24 protein-coding genes are annotated in these 24,362 nt (G+C 48.1%); 10 read left to right on the top strand and 14 right to left on the bottom strand.

Features of this window, described 5'->3' with window-relative positions:
- Positions 1–28: 28 nt before the first annotated feature.
- Positions 29–1,096 carry a galactose-1-epimerase gene (gene galM, locus C9J03_RS06535; protein ID WP_044623595.1) on the top strand — a complete coding sequence of 356 codons (1,068 nt, stop codon included), beginning with the start codon at positions 29–31 and terminating at the stop codon, positions 1,094–1,096.
- A 230-nt stretch (positions 1,097–1,326) separates the two neighbouring features.
- Positions 1,327–1,632, top strand: a complete 306-nt coding sequence (locus tag C9J03_RS06530; RefSeq protein ID WP_044623594.1) for a hypothetical protein — start codon at positions 1,327–1,329, stop codon at positions 1,630–1,632.
- Between the two features lie 401 nt (positions 1,633–2,033).
- On the opposite strand, the gene C9J03_RS27005 is transcribed toward C9J03_RS06530, so the two are convergent.
- The gene (locus C9J03_RS27005) at positions 2,034–2,225 is read right to left on the bottom strand and encodes a hypothetical protein (RefSeq protein ID WP_039461615.1); all 192 of its coding nucleotides are present in this window, start codon (positions 2,223–2,225) and stop codon (positions 2,034–2,036) included.
- Positions 2,226–2,547: 322 nt separating this feature from the next.
- On the opposite strand from C9J03_RS27005, the gene C9J03_RS06515 reads away from it, so the two are divergent.
- Positions 2,548–3,717, top strand: coding sequence for a patatin-like phospholipase family protein (locus C9J03_RS06515; protein ID WP_044623592.1), 1,170 nt, complete (start codon positions 2,548–2,550; stop codon positions 3,715–3,717).
- A gap of 126 nt (positions 3,718–3,843) precedes the next feature.
- Here C9J03_RS06515 and C9J03_RS06510 read toward each other — a convergent pair whose 3' ends face one another.
- Positions 3,844–5,475 carry a methyl-accepting chemotaxis protein gene (locus C9J03_RS06510; RefSeq protein ID WP_044623591.1) on the bottom strand — a complete coding sequence of 544 codons (1,632 nt, stop codon included), beginning with the start codon at positions 5,473–5,475 and terminating at the stop codon, positions 3,844–3,846.
- Positions 5,476–5,679: 204 nt separating this feature from the next.
- Here C9J03_RS06510 and C9J03_RS06505 point away from each other — a divergent pair, with 204 nt between their 5' ends.
- Positions 5,680–6,228 (top strand): GNAT family N-acetyltransferase, encoded by a 549-nt coding sequence (locus C9J03_RS06505; protein WP_231580672.1) that lies wholly within the window; start codon positions 5,680–5,682, stop codon positions 6,226–6,228.
- Between the two features lie 71 nt (positions 6,229–6,299).
- Here the strand turns inward: C9J03_RS06505 and C9J03_RS06500 are convergent, their stop codons facing one another.
- Positions 6,300–7,313, bottom strand: a complete 1,014-nt coding sequence (locus tag C9J03_RS06500; protein ID WP_044623589.1) for a LacI family DNA-binding transcriptional regulator — start codon at positions 7,311–7,313, stop codon at positions 6,300–6,302.
- 216 nt (positions 7,314–7,529) lie between these two features.
- On the opposite strand from C9J03_RS06500, the gene C9J03_RS06495 reads away from it, so the two are divergent.
- The 5 genes from C9J03_RS06495 to C9J03_RS06475 all read left to right on the top strand — a co-directional run bounded on the left by C9J03_RS06495 (position 7,530) and on the right by C9J03_RS06475 (position 11,968).
- Positions 7,530–8,600 carry a glycoside hydrolase 5 family protein gene (locus tag C9J03_RS06495; RefSeq protein WP_044624529.1) on the top strand — a complete coding sequence of 357 codons (1,071 nt, stop codon included), beginning with the start codon at positions 7,530–7,532 and terminating at the stop codon, positions 8,598–8,600.
- 124 nt (positions 8,601–8,724) lie between these two features.
- Positions 8,725–10,068 carry an MFS transporter gene (locus C9J03_RS06490; RefSeq protein ID WP_052829858.1) on the top strand — a complete coding sequence of 448 codons (1,344 nt, stop codon included), beginning with the start codon at positions 8,725–8,727 and terminating at the stop codon, positions 10,066–10,068.
- 111 nt (positions 10,069–10,179) lie between these two features.
- The gene (locus C9J03_RS06485) at positions 10,180–10,608 is read left to right on the top strand and encodes a VOC family protein (protein WP_039461601.1); all 429 of its coding nucleotides are present in this window, start codon (positions 10,180–10,182) and stop codon (positions 10,606–10,608) included.
- Positions 10,609–10,642: 34 nt separating this feature from the next.
- Positions 10,643–11,038, top strand: a complete 396-nt coding sequence (locus C9J03_RS06480) for a GFA family protein (RefSeq protein ID WP_044623587.1) — start codon at positions 10,643–10,645, stop codon at positions 11,036–11,038.
- A gap of 621 nt (positions 11,039–11,659) precedes the next feature.
- A complete protein-coding gene (locus tag C9J03_RS06475; protein ID WP_044623586.1) occupies positions 11,660–11,968 on the top strand; it encodes a hypothetical protein in 309 nt (102 codons plus the stop codon).
- 130 nt (positions 11,969–12,098) lie between these two features.
- Here C9J03_RS06475 and C9J03_RS06470 read toward each other — a convergent pair whose 3' ends face one another.
- The 10 genes from C9J03_RS06470 to punC all read right to left on the bottom strand — a co-directional run bounded on the left by C9J03_RS06470 (position 12,099) and on the right by punC (position 22,872).
- Positions 12,099–12,692, bottom strand: a complete 594-nt coding sequence (locus tag C9J03_RS06470; RefSeq protein WP_044623585.1) for an HD domain-containing protein — start codon at positions 12,690–12,692, stop codon at positions 12,099–12,101.
- A gap of 19 nt (positions 12,693–12,711) precedes the next feature.
- Complete coding sequence (locus C9J03_RS06465; RefSeq protein ID WP_044623584.1) at positions 12,712–13,710, bottom strand: substrate-binding domain-containing protein; 999 nt, start codon at positions 13,708–13,710, stop codon at positions 12,712–12,714.
- Positions 13,711–13,912: 202 nt separating this feature from the next.
- Complete coding sequence (torA, locus tag C9J03_RS06460; RefSeq protein ID WP_044623583.1) at positions 13,913–16,375, bottom strand: trimethylamine-N-oxide reductase TorA; 2,463 nt, start codon at positions 16,373–16,375, stop codon at positions 13,913–13,915.
- Between the two features lie 22 nt (positions 16,376–16,397).
- Positions 16,398–17,582 (bottom strand): pentaheme c-type cytochrome TorC, encoded by a 1,185-nt coding sequence (gene torC, locus C9J03_RS06455; protein WP_044623582.1) that lies wholly within the window; start codon positions 17,580–17,582, stop codon positions 16,398–16,400.
- Between the two features lie 45 nt (positions 17,583–17,627).
- Positions 17,628–17,804, bottom strand: a complete 177-nt coding sequence (gene torE / locus C9J03_RS06450; RefSeq protein ID WP_082060632.1) for a trimethylamine N-oxide reductase system protein TorE — start codon at positions 17,802–17,804, stop codon at positions 17,628–17,630.
- A 542-nt stretch (positions 17,805–18,346) separates the two neighbouring features.
- A complete protein-coding gene (gene artM, locus C9J03_RS06445; RefSeq protein ID WP_044623581.1) occupies positions 18,347–19,018 on the bottom strand; it encodes an arginine ABC transporter permease ArtM in 672 nt (223 codons plus the stop codon).
- Positions 19,015–19,749 carry an arginine ABC transporter permease ArtQ gene (gene artQ, locus C9J03_RS06440; RefSeq protein WP_044623580.1) on the bottom strand — a complete coding sequence of 245 codons (735 nt, stop codon included), beginning with the start codon at positions 19,747–19,749 and terminating at the stop codon, positions 19,015–19,017. The genes artM and artQ overlap by 4 nt, the downstream gene beginning before the upstream one ends.
- A 3-nt stretch (positions 19,750–19,752) precedes the next feature.
- On the bottom strand, positions 19,753–20,484 hold the full coding sequence (locus C9J03_RS06435) for a lysine/arginine/ornithine ABC transporter substrate-binding protein (RefSeq protein ID WP_044623579.1): 732 nt from the start codon (positions 20,482–20,484) through the stop codon (positions 19,753–19,755).
- A gap of 80 nt (positions 20,485–20,564) precedes the next feature.
- The gene (gene artP, locus C9J03_RS06430; RefSeq protein ID WP_044623578.1) at positions 20,565–21,293 is read right to left on the bottom strand and encodes an arginine ABC transporter ATP-binding protein ArtP; all 729 of its coding nucleotides are present in this window, start codon (positions 21,291–21,293) and stop codon (positions 20,565–20,567) included.
- A 370-nt stretch (positions 21,294–21,663) separates the two neighbouring features.
- Positions 21,664–22,872: a purine nucleoside transporter PunC gene (gene punC / locus C9J03_RS06425; RefSeq protein WP_044623577.1), complete on the bottom strand. Its 1,209-nt coding sequence runs from the start codon at positions 22,870–22,872 to the stop codon at positions 21,664–21,666.
- A 271-nt stretch (positions 22,873–23,143) separates the two neighbouring features.
- Here punC and punR point away from each other — a divergent pair, with 271 nt between their 5' ends.
- Positions 23,144–24,046: a DNA-binding transcriptional activator PunR gene (punR, locus tag C9J03_RS06420; RefSeq protein WP_044623576.1), complete on the top strand. Its 903-nt coding sequence runs from the start codon at positions 23,144–23,146 to the stop codon at positions 24,044–24,046.
- A 17-nt stretch (positions 24,047–24,063) separates the two neighbouring features.
- Here the strand turns inward: punR and C9J03_RS06415 are convergent, their stop codons facing one another.
- On the bottom strand, positions 24,064–24,267 hold the full coding sequence (locus tag C9J03_RS06415) for a DUF2986 domain-containing protein (RefSeq protein WP_044623575.1): 204 nt from the start codon (positions 24,265–24,267) through the stop codon (positions 24,064–24,066).
- Positions 24,268–24,362: the final 95 nt, after the last annotated feature.

Genomic DNA, 24,362 nt, shown 5'->3' with positions numbered 1-24,362 from the left:
TTGAGATTGCTCAAAGAAGGAATATGAAATGACACTACCACATAAAGTGTTAGCGCTGCACGAAACCATGACAATGGAGGCGGCCTTTGACGGTCGCCCTGCCAACCTGTTTACGCTTACCAATGAGGCAGGTATGACGGCAACGTTCATGGATATTGGTGCCACGTGGCTGAGTTGTACAGTGCCTGTAGACGGTGATGCGAGAGAAGTGCTGCTTGGCTGCGCCAACATGACGGATCATCTTAAGCAGAGTGCCTATTTTGGCGCGACGGTAGGGCGCTACGCCAACCGTATTGCCGGTGGGCAATTTACGAACGATGGCAAAACATTCCACGTTAGCACCAACCAAGCGGGCAATACACTGCATGGCGGGCCTGAGGGCTTCGATCAGCGTCGTTGGGCACTGGATTCTCGTACGGACTCGAAGCTTGCCTTTTGTCTGTTTTCTCAAGATGGCGACCAAGGTTTTCCAGGTAACCTCGAAGCGAAAGTGACGTTTGAGCTGACTGAAGACAACACGGTAGCGATTAGCTATCAGGCGAACTGCGATAAGCCCTGTCCTGTGAACTTCACCAATCATGCTTACTTTAACTTGGTAGGAGAAGCCTCTGGAGAGGATTGCTTAGGCCATGAGCTAACGATTAGCGCGGATAGGTTCGTTCCTACCTCCGACGTAGGTATACCTACCGGAGAGTTGAAATCGGTTGCACAAACTGGATTTGACTTCAGGAAGGGTAAAACCATCGCTCAGGATCTTCGCCTTGATCCTGAGCAGGTATTGGTGGGTGGCTATGACCATGCATTACTGCTAAAACCTGAAGTCTGTGATGGTATTAGTGATTGTGTCAAAGTGATCTCGCCGGATCAGAAAATTACCATGATGGTCCAAACGACCAAGCCAGCTGTGCAACTCTACACGGGTAACTTTCTGTCGGGTACAAAAGGGACATCGGGTGAATACCGTATCCACCAGGGCTTTTGCTTAGAAACTGAATACCTGCCAGATGCGCCAAACCATCCAGAGTGGCCGGGTGATAGCATTCTGCGGCCAAACCAGACCTACGCTCATTACACCGGTTACCGGTTTATTTTTTAGTTGCTTTGTTTTTTGTTGTTAAATTGGGGTTTGCCCGCTCGTATGAGCGGGCTTTTTTATTGGTGCCCGTATGGACCAACGTTAACGTGTCGTGGCTTGCAACCCTGTTCACTGTCATGATGCGGGTCATTGCACAGGTGCGATAGCTTCGGCCTTGGTATAGGTATAAGCGTAACCAACTATACTGCAAATGGAGGTTAGCTGAACTGAACAAGGCAGAGGACAATATTATGTCAGCACAAGAGAAGTTGGGTGGTTATGCAAACGGGTTTGGTTGCTTGGATGCTACAGCTATCGCTGCCAATGTGACAGCCGAATATCAGCTGTTGGATATGGATGGTATTGCCTATGGTAAAGGTGATTTACCAGGGTATATCTCTGAACTGAGGAAGCACGGCGAAAAAATGGAGATCACCAATGTCATGGTCGATGGCGACAAAGCATGGTGTAAGTGGCAGCTCGGTGAAATTGTCGGTGCCGGATTGATTACATTTGGCGATGATGGGGTAAGTGAAGAGCAGTTATTCTATCTCTGAAAGCCCTTACGCGTGTAGATGAATCCGTTCATGTACGGATACTCGCCCGTAAACAGGTGAAGAAAGACGTTGGGAAGTAGTATAATCTCCGTCTGATTAATTAGAGACGCTGTATCTGGTTTTAAGCATGAAAAAAAACTATATGACTGTCATTGTCACGTTCGTGTCGGTATTTTGTGCCATAACGGTTAAGAACTATTTCGTCGGCGCCACTTTGGCGGCAGGTGAACTACACTTTTTGCTCGATACATTGATACTTTTGGTAATTTATTTGCCTATTTATTTCATTTTCACAAGGCTAGGTAAGAGATTTACTGTTGACGAATAATTGCGGGTTCAACTTTGCACTGTGACGATTAGCTGGTGCCTATATATTAAGTACCAGCTATGTAATGTCCAGGTCATTCGTTTTGGTTGGCATGCGAGAGTAGTTCTATGAGTTCGTTTTCAGTTTTCGGAGTTCTATCTAACTGGATATGGGGTGAAGAGCCTCCCCACAGCATATAGGCCGTATCGGTACAGTGGTCATGGTGAAACCATTTTCCATCGATACAGATGTCGGTATAACATCTTGGATCTTGTATTAGCTCCATATATACGCATCCTTTTCTGGTGTAACATGTTTACAACATACGACTAATGTATGCGCAATAAATTGATCTTGGTCATTAACGTATAACTTTTTCCCATTAAGCCCCTCGCAAAGCAGTTTGTAACTTGTCCTAATAGCTTGTCATTCGAGAACAATGACTAATTGGTATGTTGATTGGTGAAACACCCTTTTGACAAACTGTGACGCCTTTTCCGTTGTTGTTGTTTGACTAGAAACCTTAATGGCTGTGCCTATTTTCTTGGTCTATAGAAAACATATCCAAGCGATTTGTGTAAGTGTTTATTAACTCAAGGAAATAGAGCATGGCGAAGACAACAAGTATTGGCAGAAAGCCCAAGGTGTGCTTGGTGCTACAAGGTGGCGGGGCATTAGGGGCTTATCATATCGGGGCCTATCAGGCTTTGGAGGAAGCCGGTTACACACCGGACTGGTTTGCAGGTATCTCTATCGGCGCGCTTAATTCTACGATTTTGGCTGGTAATAAACCGGAAGCTCGGCTTGAGCAGCTTGAAAGGTTTTGGGAGAGGATTTCTTGGCCGGGAACAGATGTAACCATTCCCACTGAATTTTCATTGGCCTTCAATACCGTCAGTGCCAATACGGCATTAGCATTTGGTCAGCCTAACTTCTTCTACCCGAGACTGGTTAACCCATGGGTCGCCTCTCCCGGTGACGGTGCCACAAGCTTCTACAATACAGCTCCGCTGTTTGACACCATGGCCGAGTTATCAGACTTCGGCTTGATCAACAGCAATGAGGTAAGACTGACGGTTGGGGCAACAAGAGTGACCGATGGTGAGTTGGTGTTCTTCGATAGCTATTCGGACACCATCGAGCCCGCACATGCCGTGGCGAGTGGATCATTGCCACCGGGATTCCCCGCAACCAAGATTGGGGAGGATCATTATTGGGACGGCGGGGTTGTATCCAATACGCCTTTGAACGGTATTCTCGAGCTAGCCGAAGATGAAGATCTACTGATTTTCATGGTTGATCTGTGGAATGCCAAGGGCGAACTACCGCAAACTATGCCTGAAGTGCTGTGGCGTGAGAAGGAAATCCAGTATGCGAGCCGTACTTGCGAGCACCTTGAAGCACTGGTTGCCAAGCGCAACCTCGATCACCTTAAACGGGCAGCCCCCGAGCTAATATCTAGTGCCCAGGTGCCGGATGTGACAGCCCTGACGGCAGGGAAGAAGATAGACATTGTCCATATAACCTTTGACCCATTGCAAGGGCATATCCCGCTTAGCGATACTGAGTTTTCTCGTCGCTCGATTCGGCTACGGCGTGACTGCGGGTATAAGGATATGCAGCAAGCGTTGAGAGAATCGCCTTGGACCCAACCAGACGATAAATTACCTGTCCATTTCCACCGTCGCCAAAAGGATGGTACGTGGCGTAAGCCACAAGCAGCCAGTAGCGTAAAGCCGACCAAGCGTAAAAAGGCCGTCCTAACAGAGATTGTCTGATGTTATCCCGTCTCGTTAAGGATATGGCCAAACTGGCTCGTTTGAGAAATGATGACGTGACGGATAGCAGCTGGTGGAATAGACGAGAAGCCCGCCGTTTAGGGCTTCTCGTTTTTTGCTTTCAGTTTATTGAAGAGCAACCTTGAATTTACCGATGGACTGATGGAATGACGACACCAGGATGCTGACTTCTTTGGCTGTACCTTGGACATCGCTGGCTGATTGATGGTTGTTAGTGGCCATTTCGGCTATCTGCTGGATTCTCTCTGCCAGCTCTTGGTTGGCGATTGATTGTTCGTGAAGCGAACATGATATTTCTTCAATTAAGGTGTTTAGTGTCTGTGACATCTGGTGCATTTCACCGACTTGGGTTTCTGCTTCTATTGTCTGTGATAAGTTGTCGCTTACCGAAGAAACGCTGTCTTCAATATGGACAACAGTGGTTTCAATACCAGAACGTAATTCTTGAATGGTTGAGGCAATCTGCTTGGTTGAATCGGAAGTGCGGACCGCAAGGTTTCTTACTTCGTCGGCAACAACCGCAAATCCGCGGCCTTGCTCGCCGGCACGGGCAGCTTCAATCGCAGCATTGAGTGCCAGGAGGTTGGTCTGCTCGGCAACATCATTGATGACACTGACAATGCCTTCTATTTGTTTTGAATGTTGATCAAGGGCAGAGATAGCCTGGCTTGACCGGCGTGATTTTTGCGACATGTCATTCAAGTTGTCTATGGCAGCACGCATTGATGATGCTCCTTCACTGGCTTTCACTCCGCTCTCATTAGATAGGGAATTCATCGTGTCGGCATCATGGGAAATGGTGTGAATACTTTGAGAGAACTCTTCAACCAGAGCGGCAATGGAGTTGGTGTCATCGGACTGTTGGTTTGATGCCCCCACAATATGGCTAGACAGCTTTTCTAGCTTTGTCGCTTGTCCTTCTAGTTGCTGCGCACCAGCATGGATAGCCTGTAATGTACTCTCGAAAGCTGCCATGAGGGTGTTAAAAGCCAAGCCGACCGCAGAAATTTCATTTTTGCCCTCGACAGCTAGGCGCAAGGTAAGATCGAGATTGGTTCCGGCCTGATGCAAAGTCGCCTGCAAGTGGGCGAGGGGAGAGGTGATTGTCTTGTTGATATACAGCGAAACAGCAATAAGCAGCAATGTCAACAGGGCGACCAGAGACATTAAGTTCCGGACATCCTGGTAGAAGAGAGTATCGACGTCATCGGTATAGAGTCCGGTGTTGAGTACCCAACCCCAGGGCTCGAATGCCAGAGAATAGGCAATTTTGGGGTACGGGGTTTCATCCTGGCTGGCTTTTTTCCAGTGATAAGAAACAAACCCTCCGCCTTGCTTGGCTGCGATGACTTGCTCTTTGACGATCAGTACCCCGTTGATATCTTCAAGCTTGGAGAGATCTTTTCCGTTTAACGTTGGATTGATAGGGTGGTTGACCATGGTGCTTGTCATGTCGTACACCATAAAGTAGCCATTGTCGCCATAGCGCATTGCATTGAGGGCGGAAATGGCCCGTTGCTTTGCCTCATCGTTCGAAATCTGGCCTTGCAGGGCTTGCTGATGGAGACTTGACACTAATGTTTCCGCAGTTTCGACCAGGATTTGAATTTGATTTTTGCGTTCGTCCAGCATGCTGTCTCTCTTGTCAAAGACCGCAAGTAAGGTGGCTAACAAAAGGGAAGATACAGCGATCAGGATAAGCAATACCAAGCGTTGCTTAATGGATAGAGCATTCATGGTTTCCTCCATGTCCCCACAAAATGTAAGTATTTAATTCGATTAATGTTAACTACTATTTAGTCTAGCAATGCAAACATTATTTGCTTGAAAATCAGACACCGCTTTGTTGTTTTTTCATCTATCGTCGGTGATAGTGTGCCTTATTGCGTGTAGTGCTTTAGGCTGAGCCATACTTCATCGAGGATGTACGGAGGATATTACTTGTCTCTCAACCCTATTAGCCTTAGACCAGCCCTGTTAGACGAGTTGGAGCAACTGTTTCTACTGGTGACCAAGGATGAGGCCTGGACCCAGTTTAACGGTCCCTATTTCCCCTATAAGACTCCTACACTTGCCGATTTTAAGGCTAATCTCTTTGCGCGCATGTATGAAGGCGAAAGTATGCAACTGATAACTAAAGGGGGAGTCCCTGTTGGTTCGGTCAGTTATTATTGGGAGTGCGAATCAACGCGCTGGCTGGAAGTCGGGGTCGTGATTTATGATTCAAATTACTGGGGGCAGGGGATAGGGTATCTTGCCCTGATACCCTGGGTAAGCCACTTATTTGCCACCAAAGAAATTGAGCGGGTAGGGTTAACAACCTGGTCAGGTAATCCGAGGATGATGATTTGTGCAGAGAAGTTGGGGTTTCTGCAAGAAGCCTGCTTACGTAAAGTCCGTTATTATAATGGCGAATATTATGACTCAGTAAAATATGGGGTACTGAGATCCGAATGGAAGCACACCATAACCCCTCTAGGACAAGGTTAACCATGAGGGGCAAAATGCCGTCGTCTTAGCACATCAGCATGCCACCATGATATCGAACACAAGCATATTCGCTATTGTCTGACAGACGATTCTCGGACGATGACATCACCTTCAACCTTGATGGTCGGAGACATCAAGGGCTGCTTGTTGACCAGCTCGATAAGGGTTTCTACCGATTGGCGTCCCATGTCGGAATAAGGCAGCTCGACAGAAGTTAAGCCCGGCGTGAATTCACTGGCGACTTGTTGGTTGTCAAAGCTGACCAGGGCGATATCCCCGGGTATCGACAAGCCGCGCTCAGCAATTGCCTGATAGCAGCCTATAGCCATGTAATCGCTGCCGATAAAGATAGCCTCGGGCGGGTTGGGCAGGTCGAGCAAGGCCAGCGTTTGTTGATGCGCTTCTTTTAAGGACCAGTTTCCTTCCTTGACCAGGGCCTCATCGGGAATGATATCGTTATTGATCAATGCCTGGCGGTAGCCATTAAGTCGATCGGTGCTTGCATCCATCCATTTTTCACCGCAAATCATGCCGATACGATGGTAACCCTGTGCCAGCAGGTGCTCCGTTACTTTGTAAGCACCGAGCTTGTCAGCCGGAAGAATACTCGGCAGATCGGCGTGATCTTTACAGTAACAGTTCAACAGAACTGTCGGTGCATCAATACTGATGTTGGGCGACAGGGCCCGAGTCATACTCGAGGCGTATATCAGCCCATCGTATTCCCCTTGTTCGATTTCATTCTGGATCTGGGCAGCTAATAGCTTGTCGTTGCTGTAATCAAATGTCACCAATACCCGATCCTGCTGCCAGGCGGCTTCACGGGCAGCGTTAACGGCTTCAATAAAGGGATCGTAGTGATTTAGCCCGTTGATCACTAAAGCGATTTTCTTCGGCCGTCCTTTTGAATGCGACGCGCGCTTATGTTCATACCCCAACTTTTGTGCGGCATCCAATACTTTCTTCTTGGTCGCTTCTGCCAGTTTTATTGACTGTGAGCCGTTGAGAACCAGTGAGACAGTTGGTTGAGACACCCCGGCAGCCGAGGCGATATCTCTCATGGTGATCCGCTTTTTGATACTCATTGATGATGCAATTTCATTAGCTGATAAATTAGCAAATATATTAGCAAATCAAGCTGGGTTCTTTCATCTGGAAAGTGTGTTAGATCACGTTTTGATACATGAAAATCACAAGAAATGTGATCTCATGAGCAGCAAACTAAGTGGAATATTGATCAATTCAACGCAATTAATACATTAGCTAATATATTAGCTAATCATTATTTTGAGGTTGAGATGATTAAACAGTGGTCTAATGAAAAAGCGTGGCAATGGCACAAGGGGCAAGGTTGGCTTCGAGGTTTTAACTATTTGCCGCGTACCGCGGTGAACTGGACGGAAATGTGGCAAGCCGAAAGCTTTGACCTTGAGGTGATTGAACAGGAACTCGTTTGGTCGGTAGAAGCCGGTTATAACACCCTGCGTACCAATTTACCTTTCATTGTTTGGCAAGCCGATCGCGATGGCCTGCATCAGCGGATTGATGCTTTCCTGGCGATTTGTGAGCGCCTGCAGATTAAGGTGATGATGACACTGATGGATGATTGCGGGTTCTCTGGCGATCACCCATACCTGGGCCAGCAAAAAGTGCCCGTGCCTGATCTGCATAACAGCCAGGCTGCGGCCAGTCCCGGACGAAATATCGTTATGGACCCAGGTCAGTGGGGCCGGGTTGAGGCCTATGTGCGCGATATCGTCTCTACGTATCAGTCAGACAGCCGAATTACTATCTGGGATCTCTACAACGAACCGACCAATCGGATGATATTCACCCTCGAAGGTGAGCTGGCTTTTGATGAAGAGATGGAAGCATGCAGCCACCAGCTGATGGAGAAAGCGTTTGAGTGGGCGCGTGATTGCGATCCGGTTCAGCCATTGACTGTTGGTGCCTGGCATGCCCCCAGCATTCTAGACCGCAGTTTACCTATGTATGAGCATCCAACTGACCGCAGAGCGATGGAATTGTCTGACATCATTACCTTCCACGCTTATTTACCGTTGGATCTGTTTGGTAAAGCGGTTGAGATTGTTTCGGCTTATGACAGGCCGATGATGTGCACCGAATGGCTTGCTCGTCATGCCGACTCCAATCTTCATGAGCAGCTACCGGTTTTTCATGAAAAGCAGATTGGCTGCTATCAATGGGGGCTAGTAAAAGGAAAAACGCAGACTCACTTGCCGTGGCCGGAAATCAAGCGTGCTGACAGCGACTATCAATCCCGCTGGTTCCACGATCTGCTCCATGAAGATGGGACGCCTTACGACCAGTCAGAAGTTGACTTGATTCAGAAACTGGCAATGACCAATTAACCAGACACAAAGTGAGCCAGTAACCACTTTTGGTCTGGCTTACTTGCACCTGACTACAATGATAAGCACAGTGTGAGACGTGAAGATGAAAACCCTACAAAATAAATTGCAACCCAAAGAGCTCATGTCCTATTTCGGCTATGGGGTAGGTCAATGCTTTAGCTTTGGCCTTGTCGGCTCGTTTATTCTCTATTTTTATACCGATATTTTGGGTATTTCCCCCATTGCGGCGAGTATGATTTTCCTCATTGCCCGGGTTTGGGACGCGGTGAATGACCCGATTATTGCGGGCTATATGGATACCTTGAATTCCCGCTTTGGCAAATTCCGCCCTTATATGCTGTTCACTCCTTTCTTGATTGTTCTGGTAACTATCGCTTCTTTCTATAACATGGATGCCGATACATCGACCAAGGTGTTCTACGCCGGTGTGACATATATTTTATGGGGTACGCTCTACACCATTTCCGATGTCCCTTTTTGGTCAATGTCTTCGGTAATGACCGATGAGCCGCAGGAGCGTGCAAAAGCGGCAACGTGCGCGATGCTTGGCGTGAATGCCGGTATCGGTGCCACGATGATTTTCTTCCCGAAGCTGTCGGCGATGTTCGCTGAGGGGCGGGCGGATCAAGGCTACCTACCAGCGGTGATTATCCTCATGCTGATCGGCCTTGCATTTATGCTCAACGGTTTCTTCAACACCCGTGAGCGTATCGAAACCGCCTCTGACGGTCAGGTGACGTTAAAAGAGACTTTCCAAGCGGTACGTCAGAATAAGCCATTGTTCTTCATCCTTGCTGCTTTCTTCATGAATGTGTTCTTCAACATCGTGAACGGCATGTATATTTTCTTCTTTACCTACAACATGGGTGATGCCTCGCTGGTATCGGTCATCGGTACAATCACCTTGGTCAGTGCGATAGCTTGCTTAGCCACCCCAATGCTGACCAAGCGGTTCCGTAAGCGTGATATTTTCATCGTGCTGTGTGCATTAGAGGTTGTGGCCCGTGTTGGTTTTTACTTTACAGGGTATGACAACCCAACAACGGTAATGATCTGGCTTTCGGTGATCACGGCTATTTTCATGATGACGAACCCGCTGATCTCGGCAATGATCGCCGATACTGTGGAGTACTCTTACTACCGTACAGGTAAGCGCTGCGCTGCAATTACTTTCTCGGGCCAAACATTCACCGGCAAGTTATCAGTAGCGGTAGCCGGTGGCCTGACCGGTATTATTCTAACCATGATTGGCTATGTCCCTAATGCAGAACAATCAGCATCAGCATTGAGTGGATTGTTCTTCTGTGTCTCTTTGCTGCCGGCATTGGGGGCGGTGATCCGTATTTTCATTATGTCGCGCTATACCTTTACTGAAGAAGAGCACGCGAAAGTGAGGGCGAAAATTCAGCGAGGTGAGTTTTATAACGCTGAGCCTGAATTGAAAGAGGTGGAAGTGCAACAATAACCGCTTCTGGAAGTAGGAACCAAAAGGCCACTTTGTGGCCTTTTTGCTTTGGAGTGACCCGACTTGAAGAACACGCTAAGATGAAGTGGACAAGGGATAAAAGGAATTATCATGGAACCACGGATCAGCATCATTACTTTAGGCGTTCAAGATCTTGATGCCTCATTTGCGTTTTACAGTAAACTCGGCTTCCCGTCTTCGAGAAAACCAGAAGACGGTATTATCTTTTTCAAGACGGGCGGTGTGTGCTTGGCGCTATATCCATTACACGCATTGGCTGAGGATGTATCGCCTGACTTCAAAGTGGAGAAAACAGGATTTTCTGGCGTGACCTTGGCCCATAATACCCGTTCGAAACAAGAGGTCGATGCTGTACTAATTTTGGCGGAAAAAGCCGGCGGTAAAATTGAAAAGCAGGCCCAAGATGTGTTTTGGGGGGGCTATAGTGGCTATTTTTCCGATCCTGATGGGTACCTATGGGAAGTGGCTTATGGTGATTGCTGGGAGTTTAATGACGACGGCAGCCTAGTTATTGACTAATGCTTATGACGGGCATTTTGTTCAAGGAAAGAAGATGATTAAATGTGTCGGTGAAACAGTAATTCAATCCAAGCATCGGGCAACCTGCCATTGCGGCGCCGTCGAATTAGAGCTGAGCTTACCCAACGGCATCGAAAACCCCCGGCGTTGCGACTGTTCCATTTGCCGTCGTAAAGGGGCGATAGTGGGCTCGGTCAAACTTGATGGTATTCGAATCATTAAAGGGCAGAATGTCCTTAAGCTGTACCAATTCAACACCCATACCGCCAAGCACTACTTCTGCTCTGAGTGTGGCATTTATACCCATCACCAAAGACGTTCAAAGCCGGAAGAATACGGTTACAACATAGGGTGCCTGGAAGGTGTCAACCCATTTGAGTTGGGTGATGTGGTGACAAATGATGGTGTTAACCATCCGGCAGACCGTTAATGCTAAATTGGGCTTCATTTTCTCGCGAACCACCACCATTTCATTCACGGTGAGTTTAGGGGCCGTTCTAGCCTACGAGGACAAGGAATGGCAGCAAAAAGCTGACGTGTGCACTTACTACACCAGGCCACGCTTGCCTCTGATCAAATCAATGATGATATCTACAGTACGGTCAGTTTGAATTATGACTTTTGATACGGTTTCTCAACATAATCTGGGTAAATTATCTTTACATGCCGCTAATTATATACCGTTCAATTGACGGTGTTTTACGGTAATTTACCGTTCATCTGTATCAGTTTTGAGAATTTGAACGACTTATATAACTTTGTTATGTCTTATGCTCTATAGCTTAACCATGTAGGGTAATGAAATAGAGTTGTTGAAAAATAGTTATTGTGTAAATGTGGAATTTTATGATGTTTTTCTCTGAATATTTAGATGGGGTTGGTTTATTATCTTGATGGTAAAAGGTTTGCGTATAAACGTAAACCAATGTCAGGGTCAAAAATCATGTTCGAATTATTCGAACGACATGTTTAATTCTTAATGTTTCTTTATCTTGATGCTCTAGCTAAATTTAACTCCGAGCCCAAATGAAAATATTAATGGAGAAGAGATATGCTTAAGCTTACAGGTACTATGATTGCTGCGACTGTATTACTAAGCTCACCAGTGATGGCCGATTTAAACCTTGATGTTACTCCGCAAAACGAAGGCGCATGGGTAAAAGTCAGCGAAAACGGAGCACCCGCTAGCAATGTGCAAATTACAACCAATGTTCCAGGTACTGGTACTTTCACCACCGATGAACATGGTAGGGTTTACGTGACTGTTGCTTCCAATCGCTCAGGTAGTGTGAAGTTCAGGGCAATGGACCAAGAAGGTAACCTTGCTTACAAAACGGCGCTGATTAACAAAGATAAGTAACGCACAACAGTATGGAATGTAGAGAAAAGGAATTTCTCATTAGTCATGGCAGCGAAAAATGTGTCAGTGACCTAGTCAACAAAAGGCCGTGAAGATTGCTCTAATCTGCACGGCCTTTATGATGCCGGTATTAGTTGTTGGTTAACCAGCCCTTCTCAACAGCTAAATCAATTTGCTCACAGGCATATTGCCAAAGTTTCGGCGTGACTTTTTCCAGGTACTCGTTACGCTTAAGCACCTGTTGCTTGCTCACGGTGTGCTTAACCCAGCTGCCACCCTCATTGGACATGTTCTGGATCAGCGGCAAAATACGGTCCATGGCTTTGGCAAAGCGGGCATCTGCGGTTTCAGCCTGCTCAAACTCTATCCACAACGATTTCATTTCAGCGAACTGTTCGTCAGGCAATAAACCGAACAGGCGATTGGCGGCTTCGATTTCTTTTTCTTCCTGACCGTCTAGCTCGTGTTGTTCGGCAAAAGCAAAAGTGTCACCGGCATCGATCTCGACAATGTCATGAATGAGCAGCATCATGATGGCACGATTCACATCAACTGGCTCTTCAATGTAGTCTTTCAGCACTTGAGCCATAAGCGCAATGTGCCAGCTATGCTCTGCACTGTTTTCCTGGCGGTTGTTATCAGGCTTGACCATGGTTTTGCGGTATACCGCTTTCAGGCGATCCAGTTCGTTGATAAAGGCCAACTGTTTTTCGAGATTAAGCATACATTCCTCTTATTGCTTTTTATTTTTGAGCGACGGACAAGCGACGTACTAGGGTAGGGACAAACATCCGGGTACATGTCTTGTTCTCATCACCTTTGGCGAGAGCGAGCGAAAGGTTTGCTGCTTGCTCCGCCATGATGTTGATCGGGTAGCGCACCGTGGTCAGTTTCGGGCTCAAATACTTGGCGATGATACCATCATCGAAACCGATCAGAGAGATATCTTGCGGCGGGGTAATCCCATTTTCTTCCAACACCGATAAACAGCCTGCGGCCATGTTGTCGTTATAGGCGGCAATCGCTGTGATCGGTAGGTTTTTGGATAGCAGGTTCATCATCGCATGCTCACCACCGGCTTCATCCGGGGAGCTGTATTCGATGTAGTTGTCATCGGCCGGCAAGTTATAGGCGCGCAGCGCATCTAGGTATCCAGCAAGGCGCTGCTCGGTATCTTCGATGTCGTGGTTCGAGCACACATAGCCGATATGCTGGTGGCCATTTTTGATCAGGTACTCTGTTGCCAGGTAGGAGCCTTTGTGGTTATCAAGTGCGATACAGCGATGGGCAATTTCCGGAATAAAGCGGTTAATGACCACCATGCCCGGTACCTCATTGGCAAAATCGATCAGCTCTTGGTTACTCAGTCCTTTGCTGTGGATGATCAAAGACTCACAGCGACTGTTGATGAGCAGTTCGATGGCCTCTCTTTCGGTGGTGGCATTGTGATAACCATTGCCGATAAGAATTTGTTTGCCATTTTGTCGTGCGATCTGATCGATGGCTTTTAGCATCGAACCGAAAAAAGGATCAGATACATCGCCGACCACCACACCGATAGTATTGGTTGATTGGCTGACCAAGGCCCTGGCATTGGCATTGGGGCGGTAGCCCAGCTCTTTCATCGCTTGTGTTACTGATGCAATTGAGGCTTGACTGGCTTTGGGAGATTTATTGATAACGCGTGATACCGTCGCAACGGAAACACCGGCCAGTTTGGCCACATCCTTAATCGTAGCCATGGCTACACATCCTAGTTCGAATTAAGCTTGGTCACTATTAAACACCGACAGTGTAACGGGTGCAATATTAATGCATTAAAAAGATAAGACATATTTAACATGCTCAATAAAATCAACGGGAAAAGGTGGTGTAACCGTTACCAAAATAAATAAAAAAGGGAGCAGTCACAGACTACTCCCCTTCGTTTTCTACCAGCGAGAATTAACTTACTTCAATCGGCCCGCCGAATGACGTTACTGGCGGAACGCTACCGGTGAACTTCTCGAACTCAACCAGACAGGTGTTGGCACTGGTTGCCTGAGCCAGTTCAGAAGACGGAATATCCTGAGTCAGGGTATTTGGATCGCCATAGGTATCCATCGCGCCTTCTTTCTCGTTCAGAGGACCATACCATGCCCCTTCTTCGATACGAACCACGCCCGGTGCGTAGCTGTCTGTCAGTACAGCACCGGCTAGCAGTTGACCACGGTCGTTGTAAACGCGGACCAAGTCGCCGTTTTGGATGCCCTTGGCAGCGGCATCTTGCGGGTTGATGTAGATTGGCTCACGGCCCTGTACCGCGTAGGTGGCACGGAACTCTTCCGATTCACACATTTGCGAGTGTAAGCGTTTGTCTGGGTGACAAGACTGCAGCCAGTAAGGGTGTTTGTCTGAGCCCGGACCACCGTGTGAACGCTCGCTCTTCTCGAACCACATTGGGTGGCCCTGACAGTGCTCGTAACCAAAGCGATCAATCTTACGGCTGGTGATTTCGATAAAGCCCGATGGCGTACCCAATGGGTTGATCTCTGGATCTTCACGGAAATCAGCATGGCGAACCCAAGGCTTACCTGTACCGGCGTCGAAGTAGCCTTTTTCCCAGAACTCATCGAACTCTGGCATGTCGAATTTTGCCTTGTTGGCATCACGGCATTCGCTGTAAAGCTGGCGAACCCATTCCATCTCATCCATACCACGGGTGTATTCTTTGTGGCGACCGAAACGACGCGCAACTTCCGTCATGATTTCGAAGTCTGTTTTTGACTGGAACAGTGGGTCAACCAGCTTCTGCATCGCAATTAGGCCACGGCCACTGTATGAGCCATAAACATCGATATCGTTACGTTCCCACTGGGTACAAGCCGGTAGCACGATATCCGAGAAGCGACAGCTGGCTGTCCAGGCAAAGTCAATGGTGACAACGGTTTGAAGTGCCTTGAAGGCTTTCTTCATCTTGTTGCGATCCTGGTGGTGGTGCCAAGGGTTACAGCCACTGATCACCATCATCTTGTAATCAGGCAGGGTCACTTTAGAACCGTTGTAGCGGATCTGTTTGCCTGGCTCGAGTAGACAGTCAATCCAGCGGGCTACCGGAATAGTGCTGCTGTAGCCGTTGAAATCGTTGTTATCCCATTTAGGCTTCTGGCCTTCATCTGGGTTACGTGGGAAACCACCCGGTGCAGCGAAGCCTGTCGATGGTACGCCGATCGAGCTGTAGTGGTGACCGTAAGAAATACCACCGCCTGGCAGGCCAATTTGTCCCACCATTGCTGCAATAACCGCCCCCATCCAGTATGGCTGCTCACCGTGTTCCTGACGCTGGATACACCAGCCAAACAGCATCTGGGTACGGCCGTTAACCAGCATGCGGGCAAACTCGCGGATCTTATCGGCGGATACACCACAGATCTCGGCAGCCCATTCCGGATCTTTCTCGATCTTGTCTTTGGTTTCACCCATCACATACTGGATGAAGTCATCGAAGCCCAGGCAGTAAGTCTTGATGAAGTCTTTGTTGTAAAGCTCTTCGGTGTAGAGCGTGTGCGCAACACCCAGCATAAACGCCACATCGGTTTGCGGGTTGATGTAGAGGTGGTCGTTGTTCAGGTAGCGCTGGGTCTTGTTTTTCACCGGGTCAACGGAAAGCACATTGATTTCGCCTTTGGCGACTTTCTCTTTCAGCTGCTCCAGGTACGCGAAGGATTCATGGGTTTCACAGTTCCAGCCAACCTGAAGGTTTTTCACCGGATCATTGGCCCAAAGTACAATGTTGTCACTGTTCTCCAAGATTTCAGACCAAGAAGTACCCTGCGCATACACTTCGGTGGAGCCTAGTACGTATGGCAAGATGGTTTGACCTGCACCCGTCGAGTAGTCACCGACTTTCTTGATGTAGTTACCGTGCATGCCGACAACACGCTGCATGTGGTTACCACAGCTGTGGAACTGGCCGGTTTGACGCCAACCCGTTTGGCCGGCGTGCAGGGCCCATGGACCGTAATCTTTCTGAATGCGTTCCAGTTCGCGGTAGAACAGATCGATGGCTTCATCCCAGGTTACGCGGACAAAGCGGTTGTTACCACGGGTCGCTGCACTGTATTTATGCTTCTTCAGCCAGTCGAGGCGAACCATCGGGTAGCGCACACGTGACGGGCTGTAAAGAATTCCCTTGATGCCGTTGAGCATCTCGGTTGGGTGCTTATCCAGCTCCAGCGGTTTGATTTCTTGTAGCTTGCCACCGTAGATGTGGGCGCGGAATGCGCCCCAGTGAGAGCCTGATACCTTCCAGGTTCCTACGGTTTCAGCCGCCATGGCTTTGTTCATACCCAACAGGCTTGGACCAATCACTGATGCGGCGCTAGTGGCTACCATACCCTGTAGGAAACGTCTTCTGCTTACAGACATATTCAATTACTCCATCAATCGCTTAGTGGTGGCCATCTGCAAAATCAGATGAGTGTTTCTGTAGGTACTTCAGCACCAAGGCTTTGCTGTCGGTATCGAAGTTAACGAATGCCATCATGCCGTTGAACATGCCTGGCCAAGTGTTGGCATCAAAGTGTGCTTCATCCGGTTGGGTGTGACACACAGAGCAGTTGGTGTTGTAAGACTGCTTTGCTTTTTCCCAGATAGGCTGGACATCGGCCATCAGCGCCTCTTTCTTCATCCACACTTTGGCGGTAACACGCTGCCAAGGAAGGCCGGTTAGGTCATCTTCTTTGCGCTCGAATTTCTCGACAACCTGATCGTTGGTTGCTGACTCTTTAAGCAGTGAAGCCACGGCGATGTTCATGCCGAAATCTTCCTGGATAACACGACCAAAGCCTTTGTCTTTACGCCAACCGGATACTTCCACTTCAATCGCATCTGCCGTTTGGCCGATAACTTTGACTGATGATGCAGGGTTTAGCAGACCAGCTTCCGTGGTTAGCTCTTTTTCTTCGTATAGCGGCAGGTGGCGCACGCTTACATATTCTTGGCCTGTTTCGAACTTGGTGTTCGATGCCAACTGCTCAAGCTCACCGATCATGCCACCGGAGCTGTCCATGTTTTTCGGCAGGTTGTGGGCAATGCCTTTGTGGCAATCCACGCAGCTTTGATCACGCTCAGCCGCTTGTTTCATCTGGATACGGGCAGTTGGGCGCATGTTGTCGAAATCCATGCTGTCGTAGTCATGGCAGTTTTTGCATTCCAATGACTTGTTGGCTGAGAAGCGATCCCACTCATGCTGGGCCAGTGCTACACGGCGTTCTTCGAATTTTTCTTTGGTGTCTAAGTCACCGAATACTTGGGCGAACACTTCTTTGCTGGCTTGCATTTTCCGGGCGATCTTGTCAGTCCAATTGTGCGGGACATGACAGTCAGGGCAGGTGGCACGAACACCCGAGGTGTTTTTCCAGTGCACGGTTTCTTGTAGTTCTTGGTAAACGTTATTTTCCATTGTGTGACAGCCAATACAGAACTCTTCGGTATTGGTCGCTTCCAACGCAGTGTTGAAACCACCCCAGAAAATAACTCCTGCGATAAAGCCACCGAGGGTTAAAACCCCAAGGCTGATATGAACACTTGGCCGAGAGAAGGTCTGCCAAGCTTTAATGAGAAATGCTTTCATGTTGTGTACTCAGTGTGTGGTTATTTGATTGTTGTTATGTTGGCTTTATCCCATATGGCCGGGAGGCCCCAAGAAGAAGATTTGCATCATCCAAACGAAAAAACCGTAGCCACCAACGGCGGCAACACTAAGGATGGGAAAGAGAAATACCGTGATGAAAAAGAAAGCACGCCATTCACGTTGCTTTTCATCCTTAGCAACTGTGCTGATTCCATTAGTCATAGTTCTACCCGTTCTACTTTGTTAATTGAGCTAAAAGGAAAAGTGTTAACAAATGTTTTAAAGGGATCTTAAGGTATATTTTTGGGGTGTTTCAATCGGACAAAAGCTATTCGTTTTACCTAGTTAATTCTTTTTTGATCTGTAACGGAAAGATGAATGAGATGAGATTTTATATAACTATTTATGGGTGGTTATGAAAATTTATTAATAGGGTGCTGTGTTTGTTTTTTGTTAAAATGGTTTGTTTTTGGTTGCGTTGGTGATCGAGGTATAGCGAAATAAAGGTGATTTTTAGCTGGTTGGTGATAAAACGAACGATGAAAAGTGTGATCTGGATCTGTATAAATATTAACTATGTAAGCCGAAGGGTAATTCTGTACACAATTAATAGCTGGTTTTGTGGCTAAAAAAATACATATAAAAACTGTTTCACTGCGAGTTTAATTAGAAATGATTTATTACAGATGTTGGTTTTGCATAATAAAAAAGCTGGCGTTTACCAGCTTTTCAAATATGACGTTGTGATGAGTTGAGGGGCTTTTTTATCTGGCCATCTCGAACGCGAGGGCTTTTTTCTCGACCTGACGGAAAAGCAGGGTAAGAATGCCATTTACCATCAAGTAGAAGGCACCAGCGATACTGAAGACCATGAGCGTATCGTAGGTTTGGGCGTTGATTCGTTGTGCATAGCCCATGATATCCATAATGGTGATGGTGCTGGCGAGAGAGGTGCCTTTGAAAACCAAAATTACTTCATTGGAGTAGGCTGGAACTGCCCGGCGGATCGCATATGGTAGCAATACACCCAATGTGGCTTTGGTATCCATGCCCAAGGCTTTACACGCCTGCCATTGGCCCCGAGGGATGGCATTGAATGCGCCTTTGAACAACTGGGTGCTGTATGCCGCGGTATTTAGCGCCAGTGCCAGCATGGCACAGAACCAAGGTTGGCTCAGCCAGTGCCAGAGAATACTCTCGCGTACCCACTCGAATTGACCAGGACCGTAGTAAATCAAAAAAATCTGTACTAGGAGCGGTGTACCGGTAAATAGGGTGATGATACCCCGGCTAAGCCAATGGAGTCCCGGTGTCTTTAGAACCAGCGTCAATGTCATCAATAACGCAAGAGTACAACCAACCAGCAGGGATACCGCGGTCAGTTCAAGGCTGACGATCAAGCCTTCGAGCAGTTGCCAAACGTGCTGTTCATTCATGCGTTTGCTCCTTCTAATGCGTTAGTTTTGGCTGACTTTTTGACTGATGATTTTTTCGATACTGTTTGCCCATCCTGGAGGCTGTATTTTTTGTCGAGCTGTTTTACTACTTGCTGGGTGACCAAAGTAATAACTAAGTAGACAGCCGCAGCACAGGCATACCAGGTAAAGCTTTCGTGGGTAGCCGCAGCGGTCAACTGAGCCTGCTTGAGCAAATCGGTCACCCCAATCAAGGAGACTAAAGCGGTATCTTTAAGCAGTACCAGCCATTGGTTGGTCAGGCCGGGTAGGGCATGGCGAACGGCTTGCGGCAAAACAATCTTGAAGAATGCCCGTGACTTGCTGATCCCCAGAGCACTGGCTGCCTCCCTCTGACCGTTGGGCACAGCCTTGAGGGCGCCTCGCAGCGTTTGCGAGGCATAAGCGGCAAAGATAAGAGACAGGGCGATGACCCCTGACAGAAAAGGGCTGACCTCAATAAAATCTCCAGTCAGCAAGAACAGCACTTGCGTTGAACCGAAGAAGATAAACAGTACAACCAATATTTCAGGTAAGCCCCGAAGCACCGTGACCATTGTAGTCGTTGGCCAGGCAATGGCACGAAAGCGTGACATTTCACCACTGGCAAATAGAACAGCCAAGACCAATCCAACAGCGACGCTGGCCAGGCTTAGCTGGATGGTGACCCAGCTAGCCTCAAGTAGCGTCAGAGCATAACCTGATAACGCCATAATTTATTCACCGAAGTACTTGTTGAAGATTTCGTCGTACTGGCCGTTCGCCTTAACGGTTTTCAGGGCTGTGTTCAGCTTGTCCAGTAGCTCTTGGTTGCTTTTGTTGACGGCGATACCAAAGCCGTTACCGAAGTATTGGGCATTGGTAACCTGCTCACCGACGTACACAAGGTTGTCGTTCTTTTTGAACCATTCGGCAACCACGGCAGTATCACCGAATACCGAATCGATCCGGCCATTTTGCATGTCGATGAATGCGTCCTGGTAGCTGGCGTACGGTACAGCGGTAACACCGTCAAGCTGCTCGGTTAGGTAGCTCTGGTGGGTTGAACCGTTCTGCACGCCAACACGCTTGCCTTTAAGCGCGGTTTGATCGGCCACTTTGCCATCAAGTGCAACAAAAGCAGCAGAGTTGTCGTAGTATGCGTCGGTGAAGTTAACCACTTGCTGACGCTGCTCAGTAATATCAATACCCGAGATAGCTGCATCGTAACGACGGAACTTCAGCGCAGGGATCAGGCTATCGAACGGTTGGTTGTGGAAAGTACACTTAGCTTCAATCACATCGCACAGAGCGTTTGCCAGGTCAACATCGAAGCCTTGAATTTCGTTATTTTCGTCAACGTATTCGAATGGGGCGTAAGTTGCTTCCATCGCAAACTTAATTTCTTCCTGAGCGGCTGCGTTAGCTGAAGCCAAACCAATCAATGTTGCCAATACAATCTTTTTCATCGCGATACTCCGTGCGTCGTTAGCTGCAGCATCACGTGATAGTGATGCTGATATATATAATGTGCGTATATCACTGAAACTCAGTGCGTGAGGTATTCTGCAAACTCCGGGGTGGTCGGGGTTGTGAAGGCCTCTTTGGTGCCGTGTTCCACCATGCGGCCTTTTTCAAGGTACAGTACGTGGCTGGCGATTTTTTTGGCAAAGTCTACCTCGTGGGTCACCACAACTTGGGTAATGCCAGTTTCGCTCAGGTCATTAATGATTTTGACAACCTGGTTGGTAATTTCTGGGTCGAGTGCAGCAGTGGGCTCGTCAAACAGCAGCACTTCAGGTTTCATCATCAGCGCGCGGGCAATCGCGACTCGCTGCTGCTGGCCGCCAGAAAGTTGCAGCGGCCAAGCATCGGCTTTGTCGGCAAGCTGTAACCGTGTTAATAAGGCCATGGCTTCGTCTGTGGCTTGCTGTTTGGAGATACCGGCCACTTTAACCGGTGCTTCGATAAGGTTTTCGATCACCGTGAGGTGGGGCCATAGGTTGTACTGCTGAAAAACCATGCCGACTTTACGTCTCAGTTTCAGTGCCTCTCTTTCGCAGATAGACTGGGAGAAGTCATAGGCTTCGTTGGCAACCTGAAGCTGGCCGCTGGTGGCATTTTCCAGCAAGTTAAGCACCCTTAGCAAAGAGCTTTTGCCAGCGCCACTCGGGCCAAGCAATACCAAGGTATCCCCTTTACCGCAGGTGAATTCAACATCATGAAGCACCTGGGTATCACCATAGAACTTATTAACACTATTTACTTGAATACTCATGCTGACTTACTGCATTAATCGTCACTTGAGGGTTATATTACCCAGAGTGAGATCTTATGCAAGAAAAATGTATAAAAAATTCCAGAGGTTATATTTTTGTTTGATTTTTGTTCTAACTTCTGCCCTTTTATCCATTTAAACCACTGTAATTTAGTGGGTGGAGTGGCAGATGTGAAAATGATAAAAAAAGTCGCACTCTCGGTGTGGGATATTTAAGCATTTTAGAGGCAGGGGCGATTTGACCCCCCACGGATATTGAAGGGTTTTATTTCCAGGGCTGGACATAAGGGAAAGAAGACTGGCCATGAAGCCAGGCGTAAAAAAGGCCACTTTGTAAGTGGCCTTGATATGCTTTTTGCCTGACAGGGAATTATGCGGTTTGAGCTATTTCCGTTGTCTCACGGCGGGCTTTAACAACCAGAGCGTAACCGAATAGAGCAACAAAGCCGGTGATAAACATCGCTGTCGTTACCGTCATCAGGCCGTGCATGGCAAAGGCCGATACCAGACCGCTTGCGGCGAAGCAAACCATTGTCTGAAGGAAGTTCAGCAGGCCGGCAGCAGTGGCACTACAGTTTTTGAAATCTTCCAATGCTTTACTGATGATGATCGGGTAGATGGCACCGTTGGCCACCGCCAGCAAGCAGAATGGTGCCAGAATAGGCCAAATAGTGGTTGGCTCAGTTTGCAGTGAGATCATGAACATGATCGTTACGCTGGCAAAGAACAGCTTCAGGATCCAAGGTAGCAACTGCTGGCTGTCATATTTGTTGAGCAGAGTACGGCAGCCGTAACCACCAACAATAAACGCGACCGTCTGAGGTGCATAGCTCAGGCCGATATCTGCGCCAGAGTACCCCATCGCGGCCATCACGAATGGTGAACCGGTTAGGTAAGCAAAGAATGCAGCAGAACAGGCAGCGAAGATAATCATATTACCAACGAATTTTTTTGAACTAAGGATTTGGGCATAATCGCGGCGTAACTGCACCGAGACCTTTTCCTGTTTTTTGTCCAAATTGGCACTTTCAGTTTCTTTTAGTGTCATGATGGACAAAACGGCACCAAAACCAACAAGAGCAACAAAGATACTGCGCCAGCCGAACTGATGCTCAAGCATGGCGCCAGCCAGCGGTGCCAGGGCTGGGGATAGGGCAACCAACGGCATAATGGTCGCGAAAACACGCTCAGAGACCTTGCCTTCGTAGCGGTCAACCACAACAGCCTGCCAGATAACCGTTGCGCTACATGCGCCTAGCGCCTGTGCAAAGCGAGCGACTAGCATTAGCTCAACATTTGGTGCAAAGGCACAGAAAACCGAAGCGATACTGAATAGCGTCATACCGCCCATTAGCACTTTGATACGGCCAATACGATCAGACAGTGGGCCATAAATTAGCTGGCCGAGTGCCATACCCAACAGGAAAATACTTAATGTCAGGCCAATAAGTGATTGTGATGTATCAAAATCCTCTCGAATAACTTCGAAAGCAGGGAGATACATGTCAGTTGCCAAGAAGCCCAGCATACTTAAACATGCAAACCATAGGATGGTCATTTTTGAAGGTTGATTTGTCATAGCTTTATTTCATTTAACTGTTTTGTACTTTGCGGCAAGTCTATACATGGTTTTTCATAGTGTGAAACGGTAAAATTTAAACATTGCTTTCAAAAAAATTGATGTGAACAATTTTGCACCTAGGTCGCACGTTTTTATCTTGCGCAGTGAGCAAGGTTGAATATCAGCCGAATGGCGCCAATTAGCAGCAATCTGTTGCATTTTTGCTGTAAAAAACAACCGAATTAACTGGGCTAAGGCCTGGTTGGTAGCGGTGAAAAGGAAGAGCCCAATGTTTTCTTATAATGATTTACAAGTGATAGATGTTGTTGCCCGGCGAGGAAGTTTTTCCGCAGCTGCTGAAGAATTGCACAAAGTGCCGAGTGCAATAAGCTATACAGTCAGGGTGATCGAGGAGCGGTTGGCTGTCGATTTATTTGTTAGGCTCCACCGCCAAGTCCAGTTAACCCCTGCCGGAGAGTTCTTTGTGGAAGAAGCCAGGGCGCTACTTAAGCAAATGGAGCAACTAAAAATGCAAACCCAACGGGTCGCAAATGGTTGGTCGCAAAGTGTATCGGTGGCGCTGGATACGGTGGTGCGCGAGAGCCGGGTAAATACCTTGGTACGCGATTTCTACCGTCAATTTCCCGATATGGAGCTGCACCTGACGATGGAAGTATTCAATGGGGTATGGGACGCCCTGTCGGATGGCCGGGCTGATATTGCCATTGGTGCAACGGCAGCGGTGCCAGTAAGCGGCCACTTCGATTACCGTGATATGGGGGTGCTGGAGTGGCGTTTTGTGATCAGTCCCGATCACCCCCTGGCAGGAACAGAATATCCACTCGAGGCAGAGGAGCTTATCGAGTATCCGGCCATCTGTCTTGAAGATACTTCGCGGGTATTGCCGAAGCGGGTAACCTGGCTGATGGACAACCAGCGCCGGATTATGGTGCCCAACTGGCACAGTGCGATGTCGTGTTTGAAGTCGGGCCTTGGGATTTGCGTGGTGCCCGAGCATAAGGCCCTGCCACTGATTGAAAGCGGCGAATTGGTGGAAAAAGAACTTGCGGTGAAACCGCCGGTGAGCCCGTGTTGTTTGGCGTGGAATAAAGAGAGCCAAAACCCCGCGATTGATTGGCTGCTCGATTATCTGGGGGATAGCGAGCAGCTTCATCGCGAATGGATGCGGTAGCCTCTATTATTGAAGGCTTACTCTGTCGGCTTCTCGCTCTCAGCAACCGCTACGGTTTGATTCTGCTCTGCTGATTGCTCGGCCTGCTGGGCTTCTTCGGCTTCCATCTTGGCTCGCTCGGCTTTAGAGATGTAGCGAGGCTTGTTGCTGCGGTGCATCTTGGCGTTTTTCTTTTTGATTTTTGCCTTTTGCGTCTCAATGACTTTTTTCTTGCGGTTCATGTCTACATACCAAATCAAAATTGGCTGGCAATTCTAGGGGGAATCGCAGGGAATGTGAAGGGGGGATACCCTAGTAGCTTGAAGTTACCTGGGTA

Source organism: Photobacterium gaetbulicola (assembly GCF_003025515.1).
Classification (GTDB): domain Bacteria; phylum Pseudomonadota; class Gammaproteobacteria; order Enterobacterales; family Vibrionaceae; genus Photobacterium; species Photobacterium gaetbulicola.
Note: the sequence above shows the minus strand (reverse complement) of the source record. Positions and strands in the feature narration are given on the sequence as shown.